The following is an 18,756-nucleotide window of genomic DNA, read 5'->3' on the forward strand; positions in this document are numbered from 1 at the left end:
ATGCCGCGGGTGTCCGCTTATTTGATGGCCATGCGGGCCAGCTCTTCTTCACTCAGGATCTCAAACACACGCACCACGCGCTGGGCGCCCTTGGTGGTGCGTGCCACGTCGGTAGCCTGATCGGCCTCCCGTTGTGTCACACGGCCCATGAGGTACACGGTCGCACGTTCGCTGACCACTTTGAACGAGTTGGCAGACAGCTTCTTGGTGTCGACCAGGCCGGCTTTGACGCGACCAGTGAGCAACGTGTCGGCGGCTTTTTCCGTGAAAGTCGGGCTGTTGGTAATCCCCAGTTCGTTGTAAACCATATTCACGTTGTCGATCGCCTTGACCGTGTCGGCGGCCAATTGGCGGTCACGCTCATTGGCCACTTCACCGGTGAGCAACACGCGCCGGTTGTAGCTGGTCACGTTGATGCGGGCACGGCCACCAAACGTATCGCCCAGGCGATTGGCTGCGCGCAGTTCGATGCCCTGGTCATCGAGCTGGGCGCCAGAGGTGCGTCGATCGGTGGCCACCATGGCACCGGTGAGGGCGCCACCCACCATCAGCGGGGCACAAGCGGACAAGACAGCGCCCAGTGCGGCCGTGCCCAGCACCAGGCGGGTCCATCGTGCGAATCGGTCAATTGAGGTCATGCGGGGTTCTCCTGTTCACTGTTCAAAGAATCGGGCAGGCCCAGCAACTGGGCATCTACACCGTCACAAATGCAGTGCAACACCAGGTGGTGCACTTCCAAAATACGTGGCGTCTGATCGCTGGGCACACAGATGTGCACATCGGTATCACGCAACTGCTGCGCCAGGCGGCCACCGCGGGCACCGGTCAGGGCCACCACCGTCATGTCGCGTTCATGCGCTGCCTCGACCGCGGCCAGCACATTGGCCGAATTGCCGTTGGCCGACAACACCAGCAGCACATCACCCGCATGCCCCAGGGCACGGACCTGCCGTGCATAAACGGCTCGCCCATCAAAGTCGCTGGTGATGGCCGTGAGCACGACGGCGTCGGAACACAGACACAAAGCCGCCAGCTCGGGACGTTCGCGCTCATAGCGCCCGATAAAACTGGCCGTGAAAAGCTGCGCCGCCGAAGCCGAGGGCCCATTGCCGCAAGACAAAACCTTGCCGCCCCCCGTCACACTGGCCAACACCGCTTGCGTCGCGGCCTCGACTTCCGGGGCAAGACTCTGGGCGCACTGGTATTTCAGGTCGGCGCTGTCAATAAACTGTTGCTGAATACGTTGCAGAAGCATACGGGAATCATAGCCCGGGAGGCTGTGTCAAAAAGTGGCTGATGCATCAAAAGCGGCGCGGATCCATTCCAGACGGGCCCCGGGCGCTGACCCGTCGGGTGCCAGCCGCCCCTCCACCAGCACCACATCAAAGCGGCATGGCGGTTCTGATCCCAGTGTCAGCAAAAAGTGCCGCGCGGCCAAAATGATGCGTTGCTGCTTGATCACCGTGATGCTGCCCCCAGCGCCACCGCGGGAGGCCCCTGCGCGCTGGCGCACCTCGATAAAGACCAACGTGCCGTCGGTCTCGCGCATAATCAAATCGACCTCGCCACCGCCCCGCCCCGGCGTCTTGAAGTTGCGCTGAACCAGGCGCAGGCCTTGGCGTTGCAGATGGGCCAGTGCCAACGCCTCGGCAGCGTCGCCTCGCCGTTTGGTCGTCGCTTTGGCAGCGTCAGATGGACGGGCTTGCGACGCCAATGCCGGGGAAGCCGCAGGCGCAGGTGCCTTGTTGAACAACGAACCGTTTCGGAAAAAACCCATTGTCTGTCAGCCCTCCGTCCCTTTTGATCGCCGCACGCGAAAGCGCCGCGCACCAGCATTATCCGCAGGGCACGCTGTACATGGTGGCCACGCCCATCGGCAACCTGGCCGACATCAGCCTGCGTGCGCTGCATGTGCTCTCGCTGGTGGACACGGTGGCTTGCGAAGACACGCGCCACACCGCGGGCCTGCTGCAGGGCTACGGCTTGCACAAGCCGCTCCTGGCGGTACACGAACACAATGAAGCCGAGGCCTCGCAGACCGTGGTGCAGCGGTTGCAAGCCGGGCAGCGGGTGGCTTATGTGAGCGATGCGGGCACCCCGGGCGTGAGCGATCCGGGCGCCCGTCTGGCCCAGGCTGTGGCGGCAGCAGGCCTGAGGAGCGTGCCACTGCCGGGTCCAAGCAGCATCACGGCGCTGCTCAGCGTGTCCGGCCATGCAGGCTGGGACGGTCAGTTTGTATTTCGCGGCTTTCTGTCGCCCAAGGCGGGCGAACGCCAGCGGGATGTGCAACACCTCGCACAAGATCCCCGAGCGGTGGTCCTGCTGGAAGCGCCCCACCGCATCGAGGCATTGGCCAAAGACCTGGCCATTCTGGGAGAGCGCACCCTCACTGTCGGCCGCGAGCTCACCAAACAGTTTGAAGAAGTGGCCCAAATGCCCGCGATGGCCTTTGGTGCATGGCTGCGCGATGGCGCCCACCGCACCCGGGGTGAATTTGCGCTGATGCTGCACCCGCTCGACACCGGAGGCACCGACGCCTCGGGCCCCGATCAGGAGAGTTTGCGCACCCTGGATCTGCTGTTGGCGGAGTTGCCGGTGAAAACCGCGGTGCGCCTGTGCGCCGAGATCACCGGCCAACCTCGAAACGCCTTGTACCAGGCGGCATTGGCCCGAAAGGCCGAAAGTCAGGCCCAAACACGGGACGCGGGCGAGGACACCGCCGAAGACTGAGCCCCCCTCAGTGACTGCCAGGTTTGGAAACGCTGGCGTCGTCAACCACTTCGGTGGCCTGAACGTCCACCACATCGCCGGGTGGCTCCTGGCGTGCCTGACCCGGCCAGACGCCCTGGGTGTAGCGCTGCGACTGCTCGCGCATGCGGGTGAACATCACCACAGGGGCCGGTTTGCGCCCCGTGATCAGCGACCACAGGGAAACGGCCACCACAACCACCAGAGCGGCCAGCAAGAAGCTGATCACAAAGACCGAGGCTGCAATCAACAGCACCAGCTTGAACAGGCCATTGATCACGCGACCCAGAAAATTCGACAAATCGTTCATACAGAAGAGAGCCTTGGCAGGCACTGAGAGTTCCTCGATGACCGGCCCAATGCCGACGAGGGTGCGGGTACGGCCCGTGCGCGCAACGCCATCAGCGTCCTGCGAGCACGGGCTTGTCACCCCACACAACTGAGGCCATTGTCACCTGTTGCAAGGATCCAGGGAACCCATGCGATCGGCTTTTGCCGGGTGTTTGTCTGCCCTGTCCTCCAGGGACCTTGCGCACGGGCCCTAGCGGGGGGGCCTGCGAGCACCGCAGGGCAGAAAACTCCTGTGCCTTTTCCTGGGCTCAATACAGCGCCATTTGGGCTCATGCGTCATCGCGAAGACGACAGGGGCTGCTATGCTGAAACCATGCCAATACGGCCTCTGCAATGCCCACCATGAATCGCATCTACCAGTACTTTTTCCGCGGCCTCATCACTTTCCTGCCCTTGGCGCTCACGGTGTACGTCCTGTTCCTCTTTGTGCGCTGGACCGAAAACACCGCCATGGCCATGGTTCGCCCCCTGATTGGCGACTTTTACCTGCCTGGGCTGGGCATTGCGCTGGGCGCAGCGCTGATTCTGGCGCTGGGCTTCCTGGTATCTCTGCCCATCACCTCGCGCCTGTTTTCATGGGTCGAACTGCCTTTCACCAACCTGCCGGTGGTCAAAAGCATTTACTCGTCCCTGAAGAATTTCGCCGACTACTTCTCCCCGCACGACCAGGATGCACAGCAGGTGGTGTTGCTCCAGATGCCTGGGCAAGAACTCGGCATCGTGGGTCTGGTCACCCGCCAATCGCTCAAGGGGCTGCCACCGGGGCTGAGCGATCTTGACAACCGCGTGGCGGTGTATTTGCCCATGGGGTACATGATTGGCGGTTACACCGTGTTTGTGCCACGCAGCTGGACCTCGCCCATTGACATGTCCGTCGAAGAAGCCATGCGCTCGGCACTCATTGCCTTCATGGCATCCAGCAAAGGAGAAAAGTCAGCATGAGCATTCGCAACCTAGACGCCCTGTTCGCACCCCGTTCGGTCGCGGTGTTTGGCGCTTCAGAGCGTCCAGCAAGCGTGGGGGGCACGGTGTGGCACAACCTCAGCACCGAATTCACCGGGCGCCTCTACCCCGTCAACCCCAAATACAGCGCGCTCGGTGGCGTACGGGCTTTTGCCAACGTGAAGGCGCTGCCCGAGGCGCCCGACCTGGCCGTGATCTGCACCCCTGCTGCAACGATAGCTCCGATCATTGCCGATCTGGGCGCTCGCGGCACACGCGCCGCCATTGTGGTCACCGCCGGGCTGGACAAGGCCCAGAAACAGGCCATGCTCGATGCCGCACGGGTGCACACCTTGCGCATCCTGGGGCCCAACTGCATTGGCATGCTGGCGCCCCATCTGGGCCTGAACGCCAGCTTCTCACACATCGGCGCCAAGCCGGGAGACCTCGCTTTTGTCTCGCAGTCCGGCGCCTTGGTCACCGCCATGCTGGACTGGGCCGGATCGCGTGGCATCGGCTTTTCCCACTTTGTTTCGCTCGGGGAGCACGCCGATATCGACTTCGGCGACATGCTCGATTTCCTCGGCAGCGATCCCAAGACCCGCGCTATCCTGCTCTACATCGAGAGCGTGGAAGAGAGCCACAAATTCATGTCGGCTGCCAGAGCCGCAGCGCGCAACAAACCGGTGATCGTGGTCAAGGCCGGCCGCTCTGCCGCGGGGCAGGCGGCCGCTGCATCCCACACGGGGGCGCTGGCGGGCTCTGACGCGGTGTTTGATGCAGCCATTGCACGGTCAGGCATGTTGCGGGTGACTTCGTTGCAAGACCTGTTTCTGGCCGCCGAAACCCTGGCCCGTTTCCGCGACGGGCCATCGGGTGGGTTGATCGTGCTCACGAACGGCGGCGGTGCCGGGGTGATGGCAGCCGATGCAGCGGCCAGCGCCGGCGTTCCGCTGCCCGACTTGAGCGCCGATATGCTGTCGCGCCTCAACGCGGTGCTGCCATCCAACTGGTCACGCGCGAACCCGGTGGACATCATCGGTGATGCGCCAGCGCAGCGGTACGTAGATGCCTTGAAGGCACTCGCTGCCGACCCGCACAGCGATCACGCCGTGCTCTTCATACAGGCCCCCACCGCCATCGTGCCGAGCACGCAGATTGCGCAGGCGGTGTTGCCGCACGCGATCCAGACGCCCCGGCGCGTGCTGGGTTGCTGGCTCGGCGATGGTGCTGTTGCAGAGGCGCGTCAGGTGTTCCGTGGCGCAGGCATTCCCGATTTCGACACGCCCGAAGAAGCGGTGCGCGCATTTTCATTTTTGCGGACCTACCGCCTGCATCAGGCCGAGCTGCTCCAGACCCCCCCCGCGCGCAGTGCGGCCCGTCCCGTCGACTTGCCCCGCATCCGCACCATCGTCGATGACGTCCTCTCCAGTGGACGCGAGCTGCTCACCGAGCCTGAGGCCAAGGCGCTGCTGGACGCAGCGGGCCTGCCAGTGGTGGCCACACGGGTGGTCGGCACCCAGGCTGACGAGGCCCTGAAGGCCGCCGCAGAACTGGGCTTCCCGGTGGCCCTCAAGATCCTGTCGCACACCATCAGCCACAAGTCCGATGTGGGCGGTGTTCGGCTCAACATCAGCACGGAGCCCGAGCTGCGCGAGGCTTGTCTGGCGATGCTGGCGCGGGTGCATGAACTGCGACCCGATGCCGATGTGCAGGGCTTCACTGTGCAACGCATGGTCAAGCTCAAACACGCCCACGAGCTGATCATCGGTGCCAGCGTGGACCCAGTGTTCGGCCCGGTGATCCTGTTCGGTCAGGGTGGTACAGCGGTCGAGGTGCTGGCCGACCGCGCCCTCGCGTTGCCGCCCCTCAACACCCCGCTGGCCCTGGCGCAGATCGAGCGCACCCGGGTCGCCAAGCTGCTGCATGGCTACCGCGACGAGCCCGCCGCCGACATCGCCGGCGTGGCCCAGGTGCTGGTAAGCGTCTCGCAGCTGCTGGCCGACGTGCCCGAAATCGCGGAACTCGACATCAACCCGCTGCTGGTCAACCACGAAGGCGTCGTGGCCCTGGACGCACGCGTGCGCGTGTCGGCCAAACGGCCGGCAGGTGCTGCCAACTTCGCCATCCAGCCCTACCCGCAACAGCTGGTCGAGAGCTGGGCCTGGCAGGGCGAGGCGATCACGCTGCGCCCGATCCGCCCGGAAGATGAGGATCAACACCGCCGTTTTCTGGAGCAGCTCGATCCCGAAGACATTCGCTTGCGCGTGTTCTACAGCCGCCGCAGCATCGAACACAGCGAACTCGCTCGGTTGACGCAGATCGACTACGCCCGCGAAATGGCCTTCATAGCCACGCGCCCCACCACCGACGACGGCGAAGAGACGCTGGGCACGGTGCGGGCCTCGGTCGACCCAGACAACCAGACGGCCGAGTTCGGCGTCATCGTCCGCTCGGACCTCAAGGGCAGCGGCCTGGGCCATCGGCTCATGAGCAAGATGATCGAGCACCTGCGCGCGAGGGGCACCCACCGGCTGGTGGGCACCGTGTTGCGCGAGAACAAGGGCATGCTGGAGCTCTCGCGAAGTCTGGGGTTCCAGGAGAGCGCCAACCCCGGCGATCCGGGCGACCATGGCACCCGCTTCGTCTCGCTCCATCTGCAGCCCGACACGTAAGCAACGCGCAACGGGCCTCAACGGTCACCCCATGGCGCCCGCCACGCACCGCGACATCAGCCCGTTGCTGGGCGGCTTCCTCACCGCGGTGTTCGCCTGATCCGCCATCGCGGCATGACCTTGCGCGGGCGCGGCATGGCCAGATTGACTAAAGTGCGCGCATGGATTCACTGACACAAATGGCGCTCGGCGCAGCCGTGAGCGTGGCCGTGATGGGTCGACGCACTGCCGTGTGGAAGGCTGCGGTCTGGGGCGCCGTTGCCGGCACGCTGCCCGACCTCGATGTGGTGATCGACCACGGCAACCCGGTGCTCAACATGGTGCGCCACCGTGCGGAGAGCCATTCGCTGTTCTACCTCACGCTGTTTGCGCCACTGCTGGCTTGGGTGGCCGCCCGGGTGCACGATGAGCTGCCCTTGTTCAGACGCTGGTGGCTGGCCATCTGGCTGGTTCTGGTCACCCACCCCCTGCTCGACAACATGACGGTCTACGGCACGCAGTTGCTGATGCCATTCACCGACCACCCCTTCGCTGTGAGCAGCATGTTCATCATCGACCCGGCGTACACCCTGCCCTTGATCGTGGGCGTGGTCACGGCGCTGCGGCTCAAAAACGATCGCGGTTTGCGCTGGAATGCGGTGGCGCTGGCCCTCAGCACGGGCTATCTGGGCTGGAGCATGCTGGCACAGCACCATGTCACCACCATCGCCCGCGCCTCGATGCCAGCGCCCGGCATCCCGGGCCATCAACTGCTGGTCACCCCTTCTCCTTTCAACACCGTGCTCTGGCGCTTGGTGGCCACCACGCCCGACCAGTACTTCGAAGGCTACTACTCGCTACTCGACCCCGAACCCACGGTGCGCTGGACAGCCCACCCACGCGGTGCGGAACTGATCAAGCACCACGGGGCTGTCGACGCGGTGGCGCAGATTGCAGCGTTCAGTCAGGGATTCTTCAAGTTACAGACCACGGTGGACCAGGGGCGGGTGCTGCTCTCCGACCTGCGCATGGGGCAGGAACCGGCCTACTCATTCCGCTTTGACCTGGGCAAGCCGGGCGAAGTGGGCGCCGCTCCAATTCAACAGCTGAGCATGCGCGCCGACATCGGCATAGCCCTGCCCTGGTTGTGGCAACGTTTGCTGGGGCGCACACAGGCCACGCTAGCTACACAACCCGGTTGAACGTGTCTGCGCCCTTGCAAGGTGCAAAAACCTCGGTGTGACATTGCACATCCTTCGGCATGGGTGCGGCACGGTCGAATGCCAGGGCAGGCACCTTCGTGGGTGCAAATCGGAGCGCTGGGCCCAAATAGCGGCGCTCCGCAGCGAGAGCCCACCTGCCCCCATGACGCATGGCTGGTGCGCAGCAAGGGCGCTATTCATCGCTTTAGCAAGCCAGATGGTGTGTATAAACACGGTTTTGAAAAAGGTTTTTAGCAGAGCCTCTGAGCCGCTCCGCGCCATAAACGACACAGCGAGACCATCCCATGACCCAACCCGTTTTCTGGCGCTTTATCGCACCATGGGCGCTGGTCACGCTGTTGACAGGCGCCGCGATCACCGTGTTGCTGATCGATGAGCAGGAGCAGCGCAACACCCGCACGGCGCATGAGCAAATGCAGCTGTCTGCGGAACGCATCACCGACGAGGTCGCCAACCGGTTTCAGCTCTATCAATACGGCGCCCGTGGTCTTCGGGGCATGGTGGCTGCCAGCCTTGGCACAGGTTTGACTCACTCAAAAATCCTGGCGTACTCACGCACGCGCGACGTTGAGGGCGAGTTTCAAGGGTCGCGCGGCTTTGGCTACATCGAGAGGGTTCCGGCCCGCCAGAGCGACAGCTATGTGGCACTCGCGCGGGCAGACGGCGCACCCGATTTCGCCATCAGGCAGCTCACGCCACATGACGAAGAGCGGTTCATCATCCGCTACATCGAACCGCTGCAAAACAACCGCAAGTCGCTGGGGCTGGACATCGGATCTGAAGCGAACCGCCGCAACGCGGCATGGGCTGCCTTGCGAAACAACAAGGCCACCATCACCGCGCCGATCACCCTGGTGCAGGCCAGCGGCGCTTCACTGCGCTCGTTCCTTTTGCTGCTGCCGGTATACCGCCCTGGCCTGCCTATCGACACCATGGCTCAGCGCGAAACGGCTGGCGTGGGCTGGGCTTACACCCCCCTGGTCACCGACGAGGTTCTCAAAAGCCTGTCTCTGAACGAAAACCTGCTGCACCTTTCGATGAAAGATGTCACCGACAGCCCCATCGGCGAGGTGTTTTACAACCAGGAGCAGCAGGCACAGTCGCGCTTCACAACGGGGCTGGCCACATCCTTTCAACGCGATATCTTTGGGCGCAGGTGGCAACTCGACTTCGATGCCTACCCGGACTTTGTGACCGGACTCAATCTCACGCGCCCCCTCAGTGTTGGCATGGTCGGCGGGCTGATCACCGTCCTGTTGGCCGTCCTTCAAGGCATGTGGATGATCATCATGCGGCGGCGGCGGGAGGTCGGGGAAGCCAACGCTTCGCTTGCTGCCATCGTTGAGAACGCGAGCGATGCCATCATGAGTGAGTCGCTAGAGGGGCGCATCCTGACCTGGAACAATGCCGCGGAAGCGATGTTTGGGCATACCCGGGAAAGCGTCCTTGGCAAACCTATCGCGACCCTGTTGCTGCCAGCCCAGCGGCAACATGAAGACCAGGACCTGATACTGCTGGCCAGTCGGCAGCGCTCCCTTGCCCCATTCGAGAGCACGCGTCTGCACCGGGACGGCCGGCTCATAGACGTCAGCGTGACCGCGAGCAACATTCACGGCGAAATGGGCCAGATTACCGGCGTCGCCTTGCTGATGCGCGACGTGTCCGAACACAAGCGCCACGAACAAGCCTTGCTGGACCTCAATGCCCAACTGGAGCAACGGGTCGAAGAGCGCACGCAGGAACTCAACGTCCATCGCGCCGAACTGGAGAGGGCACTTCGGCTGCAACACGACGAGCGGTTGCGCCTTCAAAGCATCATCGAGGGCACGGGTGCAGGCACCTGGGAGTCGAATTTCCAAACCCGCGAACTTCGCATCAACGAAAAGTGGGCGAATATCCTGGGGTACACCAAGGCCGAACTTGAGCCGGTCAGCGCGGCCACCTGGGAAGCGCACATGCACCCCGACGACCTGGTCGAGGCGCAGGCGCTGCTTCTATGGCACATCCATGGCGAACTGCCAAAATTCGAACTTGAAGCCCGCATGCGCCATCGCGACGGCCATTGGGTGTGGGTGCTGTCTCGAGGCGAACTCAAGACCCGCGATGCGAATGGTGAGCCCGAATGGATGTACGGAACCCACCTCGACATCACCGCGCGCAAGAGCGCACAAGAGCGCCTTCGCAACAGCGAGGTGTTTCTGGAACGTGTCAGCAAGGCTGCCGGCGTGGGCGGCTGGCGCCTGAGTCTCGTCGACCAAAAAATCACCTGGACCTCTCAAACCCGCCTCATCTCCGAAGTCGATGACAACTACGAACCAGCATTCGAGACTGCGCTCGCTTTTTATCCGCCTGAGGCCCAGCCTGGGCTGACCGCCGCCATACAAAATACGATCGATACGGGCGAGCCGTTCGATCTGGAGCTTCCCTACATCACCGCCCGTGGCGAGCATCGGTGGGTCCGTTCGGTGGGCGAGGCTGAGTACGGGCCATCGGCAGGCGCAAAGAGCCCGGTGGCACTGGTCGGAGCTCTGATGGACTTCACCGAGCGACACGAAATCGCCGAAACATTGATCCGAGCCCAACGCGATGCCGAAGCGGCGAACCGCAGCAAGAGCGCATTTCTGGCCAACATGAGCCACGAGATTCGCACGCCGCTCAACGCGGTTCTGGGCGTTTTTTATCTGCTGTCCGATACCCGGCTGGACGCCAGTCAGCGCCTGTTGCTGAGCAAGGCCCAGCTCGCGGGCCGCTCTTTGCTGGGGATCGTCAACGATGTACTCGATCTCGCCAAGATCGAGTCGGGCGAGCTGCTGCTCACCGCGGAGCCCTACTGCCTGCCTGATCTGTTGCGTGAAATCGAAGCCATTTACGCGCCGCAAGCCACACAAAAGGGAGTGGGTTTCCACCTGGATGAAGAGCAAGGCCTGCCGCAGTGGCTGCTGGGCGATGTCCAACGGGTGCGTCAAATACTGACCAATCTGATCGGCAACGCATTGAAGTTCACCGAGACCGGCGGCATCGAGCTGGCCACCCGTCGAATCGACGCGGGTGACTCTGAAAGGATTCGGTTGAGCGTCAAAGACACGGGCATCGGCATTCCCGGCGAGGTGCAAGCCAACCTGTTCAAACCCTTCGTTCAGGCGGACGACACCACGACCAGGCGGTTCGGTGGCACGGGCCTGGGGCTTTCTATCATCAGACAGCTGAGCGAAGCCATGGGCGGCCACGCTGGCCTGAACAGCGTACTGGGAGAAGGCAGCGAATTTTGGGTAGAGTTGCCACTCATGCAGCCTTCCAAAGGTGAGCTGGCCGGGTCCTCGAGCGCACAGGAGCCGCTGGAAATCGTGGTGGTCGACGACAACCAGTCTGAACGCGCCGCCATGGTCTCATTGGTGCGCTCGCTGGGCTGGCGGGCGATTGAGCTGTCTTCAGGCGAAGAGCTGATCAGCCATGTAGCCGAGCGCATCGAATCAGGCCGCCCGGCACCAGACGCACTGCTGGTTGACTGGAATATGCCCGGCCTCAGCGGTCTGGAGGCCTTGAATATGCTGTCGCAACGCGTGGGCGCGGGCAAGCTGCCTGCGGCTCTGGTGGTCTCGGTATACGACCGAGAGCGCATCAGCGATCTCACACACACGCAAGTGACCGACAAAATTCTGACCAAGCCGCTGGAGATCTCAGCCCTCTTCAACGCGATCAGCGAAGGTGTGAGCCGACGCGAAGGCAACACCACCAAACTGCTGCAAAACACCAAGCTCATGGACCTGCAGGCACAGTGGTTGTCTGGCGTCACCGTGCTGCTGGTTGACGATGGCGAGATCAACCTTGAAATTGCCCAGCACCTGCTGGAGAAGTACAGCGCCAAAGTGTTCACAGCGACCGACGGTGAGCAAGCACTGGCGGTGCTGCGCCAGCATCCGGGTGAGATCGATGCCGTCTTGATGGACATCCAGATGCCGGTAATGGACGGGCTGGAGGCGACCCGCCGACTGCGCCAGGACATGGGGCTACACCAACTGCCTGTGATTGCACTGACCGCCGGCGCGCTGGTGCAAGAACGCGAGCGCGCGCTCCAGAAGGGCATGAACGACTTCATGACCAAGCCATTGGAGCCTGAAACGCTGATACGAACCGTGCGCAAACACGTTGAAAAGGCGCGCGGCGCGCCGCTGCCCATGGTGAGAGCGCTCGATCCGTTCAAAAACTCAACCCACTGGCCCATCATCGAAGGCATTGATGCCAACAGTGCTGAAGTTCGGCTGGATCACGATCTCAAGCTCTTTCTCAGAATGCTGGGCTGGATCAACTCGGACTTCACAGACCTTGTGGCCATCATCTCGCTTGAACAGATCACCAGTCACCTGAATAGCGACAGATCGCGCAACGACCTTCGCGGGCGGGTACACAAACTGCGGGGCAGCGCCGGTACCCTTGGCGCAAACCAGTTGCATGCCTTGGCAACCGCCGCAGAGGATTCCCTGACCCACAGCCGTGGTGACGAAGCGCAGCGGGTTCTGGCGCTGAGCCAAGGGCTTCGCCAGCTCATTGCCGCCAGCCAGGCGGCGATCAACGAGGGCCTCAAACAAGAGAGCCAATCCCTTGACGTGTCGTCATCACAAGCGCAGCCAGCCAGCCAGAAAACCCTGAAGGCCCTGGCCGATCTCTTGCGCGCCCACGACCTGCAGGCACTCGACATGCTGACCGATATGAAAGGAGCCTTGGCCAACAAAGTCGGGGCCGAGAAGACGATGGCCTTGTCGCACGCCATGGAATCGTTGGACTTCACACACGCCCTGCGGCTGCTGGAAGAAGCCACTGCACCTTGATGTGCCCAGCCCGGCCGCTCAGGGCAAAGGCAAAATCAGCCCTGCGATCGGCTGCGCGTCTAACAGAGCCTGCGGCCGCGAGGTTCAAAGCATTCGCCGCTGGAAGCCCAGCGCGCAGTGAGCGGGACCCAAGCCCCGCTCACCCCGAATGGGCTATGCAGCGGCCTTGTGCCGCAAGCGCAAGGTGGGTTGTCAGCGCCCAGGGGAAGCGGCTGGCGCTGATCCAAAGACGCACCGAACCCGTCACTTTCGACCTGAGTGAAAAACAGTTGTCACGATTTCGCGGGTTGATGCGACCAAGGTAGGGACAACACTGCACATCGCAGCGTTGCACCACCCCCTAAGGAACCATCATGAAATCGCTTGTCATTGCTACCCTCCTCGCCTCCACCGCTTTCGCTGCCTCCGCCATGTCGGGCAACGGCGAAATCTACGGTTTCGACAAAGCCCCCGTCGGCCCCTCCAAAACCCGCGCTGAAGTCGTCGCCGAGCTGCGCGAAGCCCAGGCCGCCGGCACCATCCGTTATGGCGACGCTGACATCAAGCGCCACAACGCCCGCCTGACACCTTCTACGAGCCAGCTGACCCGCGCAGAGGTTCGCATGGAAGTGGCCGAGCTGGCTGCCGAAGGCGAGCTGTTCCAGAACAACAACTTCCAGGGCGGCATCTACCGCAACTGAGCAGATGCGTGTACTTGAACGCCGCTGCCCCGCCCTTCACGCCAGTCGCCGCCCGATCCAGGGCTCGGCGACCGGCCTGAAAACAAGCGAATGGGTCGGCATTTACACCCATTTTTGTAAGAAATAGCCTTTGGCGCTGACTGATATTTCACCTGTGGGGCATTCCCACCCTCGAAATCCAACGCCAGTACCCGACCATGAAGCTCGATGCCGCTCCACCTGCCGCAGACCATCCCCCTGTTGACGCCACGCCTGCCCACAATGCCGCGTCCGACCCAGACCCTTGGGGCCCGCTGAGGCAGCGATTGTTGCGGCACGCACGCATGGTGGTACACGAAGCAGCGCTGGCAGAGGATTTGGTCCAGGAGACATTGATGGCGATTTTCGAGAACCCGCAAGCCCACAAAGGCCAGGCCGCATTGACCACTTGGGCCACCGCCATTCTGAAGAACAAGGTGGCCGACTGGTACCGCTCACCGCACCAGCGAAGGCGTGTGCATGTGAAAGACGAAGAAGCCGACCTGTCAGACGATCCGTCCGAAGCGCTCTACAACACCCAAGGTACACGCATCGAACCGGTTCCTGTGTGGGAACAACCGGAAAACCGCGAGGCCCAGCGCCAGATGATGACGGTGATGGAAAGCTGCTTGCGCCGCTTGCCCACTCAAACGAGCAAGGTTTTCATGATGCGTGAATGGTTGGGACTTGAGTCTGCCGAAATCTGCGAACGGCTGGGTTTGAGCCCCGACAACACGCGTACCATATTGCATCGGGCCCGCACCGGCTTGCGCCAGTGCATGTCCTCCCAAGGCCACTCCGTTGGAAGCGTCACATGAATTTGCTCAACACCGTTTTTCATTCGTGCCGTCGGGTGGACGAACTCGTTTCGCAATCCATGGACGAACCGCTCGGCTGGCTTGACAGCTTGCGCATGGACATGCACCTGCGCATGTGTGGCAATTGCCAGGAAGTGAAGAGCCAGGTTGAAACGCTGCACACGCTGGGCGCTGATCTGGGCGGTGACCTGGACGAGATGGACGGGGCCGAAGCGGATGCCGTTTTCACGGTCCCCAGCCAGCCTCCGCAGCGCTGAGACGGGTCGCCAAAATGCGGAAAAAAACCAGCCTCTAGGTCAGCAACAAGGTGATCACAATGATCACCACACCGATAGCCAGGTTGATGCTGACCCATGTGCGGATCGAAGCCAGCGCAGCACCGCCCGCAGGCCAGTCACTGACCGCCACAGCAGCCGACAAGCGCTTGAACAGCGCGAAGCGGATGTGACCAAAGATCGCGATCATCACGATGCCGAGCGTGGCCATGATCGTCCAGTCCAGCGGCATGCCGAAATCCAGACCCGCCTGCACAATTTCCTTGGCGGTGCGCCCAATCAACCAAAGACCACTCACCAAGACCACGGCAATCGCCACCAGCACGGCGTTGAAAAATCGCTGCAAAGCGCCATGCATGAGCCGGATGCGCTGAGGGGGCTCCAGCGACAAAGTGGCCGGACGCAAGAAGAAGTGAGCGAACACCATGCCGCCGATCCAGACAATGATGGCGAGCAAATGGGCCAGTTTGAGTGCAGCGTAGAGCATGAAATCCTAATGAGTTGGGAAAAATCAATGGCGGGGTGCCCGCTGAAGTCCGATCGCCAGAAGCGAAGCAGCGCCCGCAAGTCTATTGGAACACCAGTGACCCGCCGTCCGAAGCGGTCACTGAGAGCAAGCGCTTGGCCAGCCTTGCTTGCATAGCCGTCGGCAAAGGCACAAAACCGGTGCCACGCAACAAGGCATCGCCCCGCTGGAAAGCCCAGTAAAGAAACCGCAGGGCCTGGCGACTGGCCTCTTTCTGATCGGTTTCGGGCTGGGCATGGATCAGCAGAAAGGTGACCACCGTGATGGGCCAGCTGCCGCCCCCGGGCCGGTTGAGCGTTGACGCGGTATCAAGGCCTTTGCGGTGCACATCGCTGGCCTGCAGGGCTTGCAGAATACTGAGCTCGCTGGCCCGGACCCACAAGCCCGACGCGTTCTGCAGCTCGACCATCGACAGCCCGTCTTGCTGCGCCCTGTCGTAGCCGGTGTAAGCCAGCGCCCCCTGCGTTGACTGGAGCAACTTGACCACGCCGCCATTGCCTTCTGCTGCCAAGGTCTTGCCCGGCCACAGTGGCAGCTTGTGGGTACCCACCTCAGCAGCAAAAACAGGATTCACCATGGACAGGTACCCCGTGAAAGCTTCGGTGGTCCCCGACTGATCGGCGCGCACCACCCGCTGCACTGGCCAATGGCCCAGCCTGACACCCGGATTGAGCGCGGCGATGCGGGGGTCATCCCAGTGCTGCGTGTGCCCGGCAAACAGGTCGCCCAACAGCTGCGCAGACAGCCGCAAAGACCGAGGCGCGCCCACACCCAGGTTGAAAACGGGCACCACCGCGCCAGCCAGGGTCGGCAATTGCAGCAATCCGCGTTCTTGCAGCACGGCTGCGCTGAGCGGGGAGTCGGTGCCGCCGATCTGCACCTGGCCTGCGCTGATTTTCCGGATGCCATCACCGGACCCGGTGGGCTGGTAGCGAAACTCCACCTGGCGCTCGGCCTCATACCGCTGAGCCCACCGCTGGTAGACGAGCGCGGGAAATGTTGCGCCAGCGGCGTCAATGACCACCTTCGGCTGGCCCGCTGGTGCTGGCGGTGCACCCACCACCGCTGCGGCATGAGCCCCACTGAGCCACAACGCACCGCCCAAAAGACACCACAACCCCGCCCGCGCCCAACGGCGCCCTTGGTCCATTTTCATTTTTGCCTTTGCCTTTGCCTTTGCCTTTTCACACGCATCACCACCACCGGTAAGGCTGTGATCACGGCATCGGCACCCGCGCAGCCTCAAGGGAGCGGACGATTTTCGTTGAAGTTTGTGACAGTTCTACCGGGCTTAAACGGGCCGACGCAGGCCCGCTCACGCCGGGGGCAAGTCCTGCAGTACGCCATCCATGCGCCGCTGCAGCCGGTAGGGCGGCAAACCCCGCAACATGCGCTTGCCATACGACTGACGCAACAGGCGGTCGTCGTAACAAACCACCACCGCCTCGTCGGTTTCCGTGCGCAAGGCCCGCCCGGTCCACTGCAACAGGCGTGCGCCCGTGGCGGGCACCACGAGCTCGCTGAACGGGTCGCGCCCTTGAGACTTGAGCCAGTCCGCGCGGGCCTGGCCCACCGGGTCGCTGGGCGAGGCAAATGGCAGCTTGGTGATGAACACCCACTCGCACAGTTCGCCCGGCAGATCCAGCCCTTCGCCAAACGACTGCAAGCCAAACAGAATCGACGCCTGGCCATCGGCCACGCGCTCGGCATGGCGCTTGAGCAATTGCATGCGGGACGCATCGCCCTGGACCAGCACCTTGTCGCGCAGCGCGCTGTGCATACCGCGCTCGAGCAGCTCTTGTGCGCGCTTCATCTGGGCCTTGCTGGTGAACAACACCAGCGCACCCCGCAGAACCTGGGTCAGGTCGTCCATCAAGGCATCGAGCATTTCTCGCGTATAGCCCTCTACGTCTTTGGGATCGGCCCGCGTCTGCACCACCACCAGGCGGCCTTGGGTCGCATGGTCGAACGGACTTTGCACCTCGCGGGCCTGCACGTCATCGTCAAACGCCAGGCCCGACTCGTGCAGAAAATGGTCGAAGCTGCCGCAGGTGGTCAACGAGGCCGAAGTGGCCACCGCTGCGCGCACGTTGCGCCACAGGTGGGTGCGCAACAGGCTGCCGGGCTGCAAGGGGCAGGCATGTGCGGTGAGGGTGACCAGCCCGCCCTGTATGCCCGCTTCGAGCCATTTCGCCAACGGCGGTTGTCCGCTGGCGGGCTCTTGCAGCCACAGCTCGGCCGTGGCCTGCAGGTGTTGCAAGCGCGGCGCCAACACGCCCAGGCGGCTGTAGAGTTTCGCGCAGCGAGCGGCATCGCCCGGGTTTTCGCGGGCATTCGCTTTGAGCTGCGTGGCCAGCGCTTCCATGACTTTCAGCAGCGCACTGGATCGGGTATGCAACTGGGCCACCGTCTCCATCCACTCGGCCGGCAAGGCCCCGCCTTCGAAGCGTTCGACCACTGGCGCGCCTGCGCGGTCAAAGCCGCCCCGGGCCACGGGCGCACGGGCCGCGCGCCCCGTGAGCTGATCCCAGGCCGGCAACGCGCCCACGCGCGCCATCGCCAGCCGTGCCAGCTCGCTTTGAGCACGCTTGAGCTCTTGCGCAAACACAGCCACGTCTACACCCGGCGTTGCCTGCAGCGCGCCAGCCACCTCTTCCACCGCACGCGGCAAGCGGTCCAGCCACTGGCTGCGCATGAGATCCATGCTTTCGGTGAACTGTCCCTGGGCCACTGCACCGAGGTGGTGGGCTTCGTCGAACACCACATAACAGTCTTGCGGCGCGGGCAAGGCATGCAGGCCCAGCGTGGACAGGAACAGGTCGTGGTTCACCACAATCACCTGCGATTGCGCCAGGCGCGCGCGCGCCTGGTAGTAGCTGCAGCTGTTGTAGCTCGGGCAGTGGCGCGCGGTGCAGGTGTGGCGCTCGGCGGCCACGGGGCTCCAGAGTTCACCGTCGGGCGGGTCGTCAAGCCGGTCGCGATCGCCATCCCAGGCGCCACTGTCGAGCTGAGCCGTCCACTGCGTGTATTGCTGGGCGCGCTCGGTCCAGCGCTCAGCGGCTTTCGCGCTCGCCGCCGCGCTGGCGACGGTGTGGGCGGCCAGGGCATCGGGCGCCTGGCTGAGGCTGTCGCTGGCGTCGTCGCTTTCAAAGAGATCGGCGCTGGCCGCGTCGCCACCGCTCAGTTGATCCAGCTTGAGGCGGCACACATAACGCCCTCGCCCTTTGGCCAGGGCGTAAGTAAACGGTTGCGGCAAGGCTGCCGACAAGGCCGGCAGGTCTTTGGCCATGAGTTGCTCTTGCAGTGCAACAGTCGCCGTGGAAATGATCACGCGCTTTTGCTGCGCGAGCGCCAGCGGGATCACGGTTGAGGCATACGCAGCCGACTTGCCCACACCGGTGCCCGCCTGCACCACCGCAATGGCACGTTCTTCGGGCGGCGGCGCCGAAGCATCTGCGTCGGCGCTGGGCCAGCTGACCAGACTCAAGGTCTCGGCAATGTGCGCGGCCATTTCCCGCTGGCCCGGCCGCGAGCGAAAGCCCGAGGCGTGGGCCACCAGATGGTCGAAAGCGCCCAGCGCCAAGGCTTCGCGCGCCAGCGGGCCACTGGGGGGAGCGGGCGGCGACACCAGCGTGGGGTCGGGCGAAGAGGAGGTGGGCAAAGACGACATGCAGAAATGAACCGGTCAAGCCCCC

At 63.4% G+C, this 18,756-nt stretch carries 15 protein-coding genes; 8 read left to right on the plus strand and 7 right to left on the minus strand.

Annotated features, from left to right (window positions below; translation table 11 throughout):
• Window positions 1-17: 17 nt before the first annotated feature.
• Genes E5678_RS14865 through E5678_RS14875 form a run of 3 tightly spaced genes read right to left on the minus strand, consistent with a single transcriptional unit; the run spans window position 18 to window position 1,777 of the window.
• Complete coding sequence (locus E5678_RS14865; protein WP_136179247.1) at window positions 18-638, minus strand: BON domain-containing protein; 621 nt, start codon at window positions 636-638, stop codon at window positions 18-20.
• Entirely contained in the window at window positions 635-1,255 is a 621-nt protein-coding gene (locus E5678_RS14870) for an SIS domain-containing protein (RefSeq protein ID WP_136179248.1), read from the minus strand. Before E5678_RS14870 ends, E5678_RS14865 begins: the two co-directional genes overlap by 4 nt.
• Window positions 1,256-1,282: 27 nt before the next feature.
• Window positions 1,283-1,777: a YraN family protein gene (locus E5678_RS14875; protein WP_136179249.1), complete on the minus strand. Its 495-nt coding sequence runs from the start codon at window positions 1,775-1,777 to the stop codon at window positions 1,283-1,285.
• Between E5678_RS14875 and rsmI the strand changes: the two genes are divergently transcribed.
• Window positions 1,777-2,730 carry a 16S rRNA (cytidine(1402)-2'-O)-methyltransferase gene (gene rsmI, locus E5678_RS14880; RefSeq protein WP_136179250.1) on the plus strand — a complete coding sequence of 318 codons (954 nt, stop codon included), beginning with the start codon at window positions 1,777-1,779 and terminating at the stop codon, window positions 2,728-2,730. The two genes, E5678_RS14875 and rsmI, sit on opposite strands and share 1 nt — an antisense overlap.
• A 7-nt stretch (window positions 2,731-2,737) precedes the next feature.
• Here the strand turns inward: rsmI and E5678_RS14885 are convergent, their stop codons facing one another.
• Window positions 2,738-3,058, minus strand: coding sequence for a hypothetical protein (locus tag E5678_RS14885; protein ID WP_136179251.1), 321 nt, complete (start codon window positions 3,056-3,058; stop codon window positions 2,738-2,740).
• A 383-nt stretch (window positions 3,059-3,441) separates the two neighbouring features.
• On the opposite strand from E5678_RS14885, the gene E5678_RS14890 reads away from it, so the two are divergent.
• The 7 genes from E5678_RS14890 (at window position 3,442) to E5678_RS14920 (ending at window position 14,517) form a co-directional block, all read left to right on the plus strand.
• Window positions 3,442-4,041: a DUF502 domain-containing protein gene (locus E5678_RS14890; RefSeq protein ID WP_136179252.1), complete on the plus strand. Its 600-nt coding sequence runs from the start codon at window positions 3,442-3,444 to the stop codon at window positions 4,039-4,041.
• Window positions 4,038-6,716, plus strand: coding sequence for a bifunctional acetate--CoA ligase family protein/GNAT family N-acetyltransferase (locus E5678_RS14895; protein ID WP_136179253.1), 2,679 nt, complete (start codon window positions 4,038-4,040; stop codon window positions 6,714-6,716). Before E5678_RS14890 ends, E5678_RS14895 begins: the two co-directional genes overlap by 4 nt.
• 161 nt (window positions 6,717-6,877) lie before the next feature.
• Entirely contained in the window at window positions 6,878-7,897 is a 1,020-nt protein-coding gene (locus tag E5678_RS14900; protein ID WP_136179254.1) for a metal-dependent hydrolase, read from the plus strand.
• Between the two features lie 305 nt (window positions 7,898-8,202).
• On the plus strand, window positions 8,203-12,744 hold the full coding sequence (locus tag E5678_RS14905) for a CHASE domain-containing protein (RefSeq protein ID WP_136179255.1): 4,542 nt from the start codon (window positions 8,203-8,205) through the stop codon (window positions 12,742-12,744).
• 353 nt (window positions 12,745-13,097) lie between these two features.
• Window positions 13,098-13,424: a DUF4148 domain-containing protein gene (locus E5678_RS14910; protein ID WP_136179256.1), complete on the plus strand. Its 327-nt coding sequence runs from the start codon at window positions 13,098-13,100 to the stop codon at window positions 13,422-13,424.
• Between the two features lie 197 nt (window positions 13,425-13,621).
• Window positions 13,622-14,260, plus strand: coding sequence for a sigma-70 family RNA polymerase sigma factor (locus tag E5678_RS14915; protein ID WP_136179257.1), 639 nt, complete (start codon window positions 13,622-13,624; stop codon window positions 14,258-14,260).
• A complete protein-coding gene (locus E5678_RS14920) occupies window positions 14,257-14,517 on the plus strand; it encodes a zf-HC2 domain-containing protein (RefSeq protein WP_136179258.1) in 261 nt (86 codons plus the stop codon). The genes E5678_RS14915 and E5678_RS14920 overlap by 4 nt, the downstream gene beginning before the upstream one ends.
• Before the next feature lie 34 nt (window positions 14,518-14,551).
• Here the strand turns inward: E5678_RS14920 and E5678_RS14925 are convergent, their stop codons facing one another.
• From E5678_RS14925 to dinG, 3 genes are all read right to left on the minus strand, one after another.
• The gene (locus E5678_RS14925; protein WP_136179259.1) at window positions 14,552-15,022 is read right to left on the minus strand and encodes a CopD family protein; all 471 of its coding nucleotides are present in this window, start codon (window positions 15,020-15,022) and stop codon (window positions 14,552-14,554) included.
• A gap of 82 nt (window positions 15,023-15,104) precedes the next feature.
• Complete coding sequence (gene pstS / locus E5678_RS14930; RefSeq protein WP_136179260.1) at window positions 15,105-16,217, minus strand: phosphate ABC transporter substrate-binding protein PstS; 1,113 nt, start codon at window positions 16,215-16,217, stop codon at window positions 15,105-15,107.
• Window positions 16,218-16,376: 159 nt separating this feature from the next.
• The gene (dinG, locus tag E5678_RS14935) at window positions 16,377-18,731 is read right to left on the minus strand and encodes an ATP-dependent DNA helicase DinG (protein ID WP_136179261.1); all 2,355 of its coding nucleotides are present in this window, start codon (window positions 18,729-18,731) and stop codon (window positions 16,377-16,379) included.
• Window positions 18,732-18,756: the final 25 nt, after the last annotated feature.

The organism is Hydrogenophaga sp. PAMC20947, assembly GCF_004795855.1.
Classification (GTDB): Bacteria; Pseudomonadota; Gammaproteobacteria; order Burkholderiales; family Burkholderiaceae_C; genus Hydrogenophaga.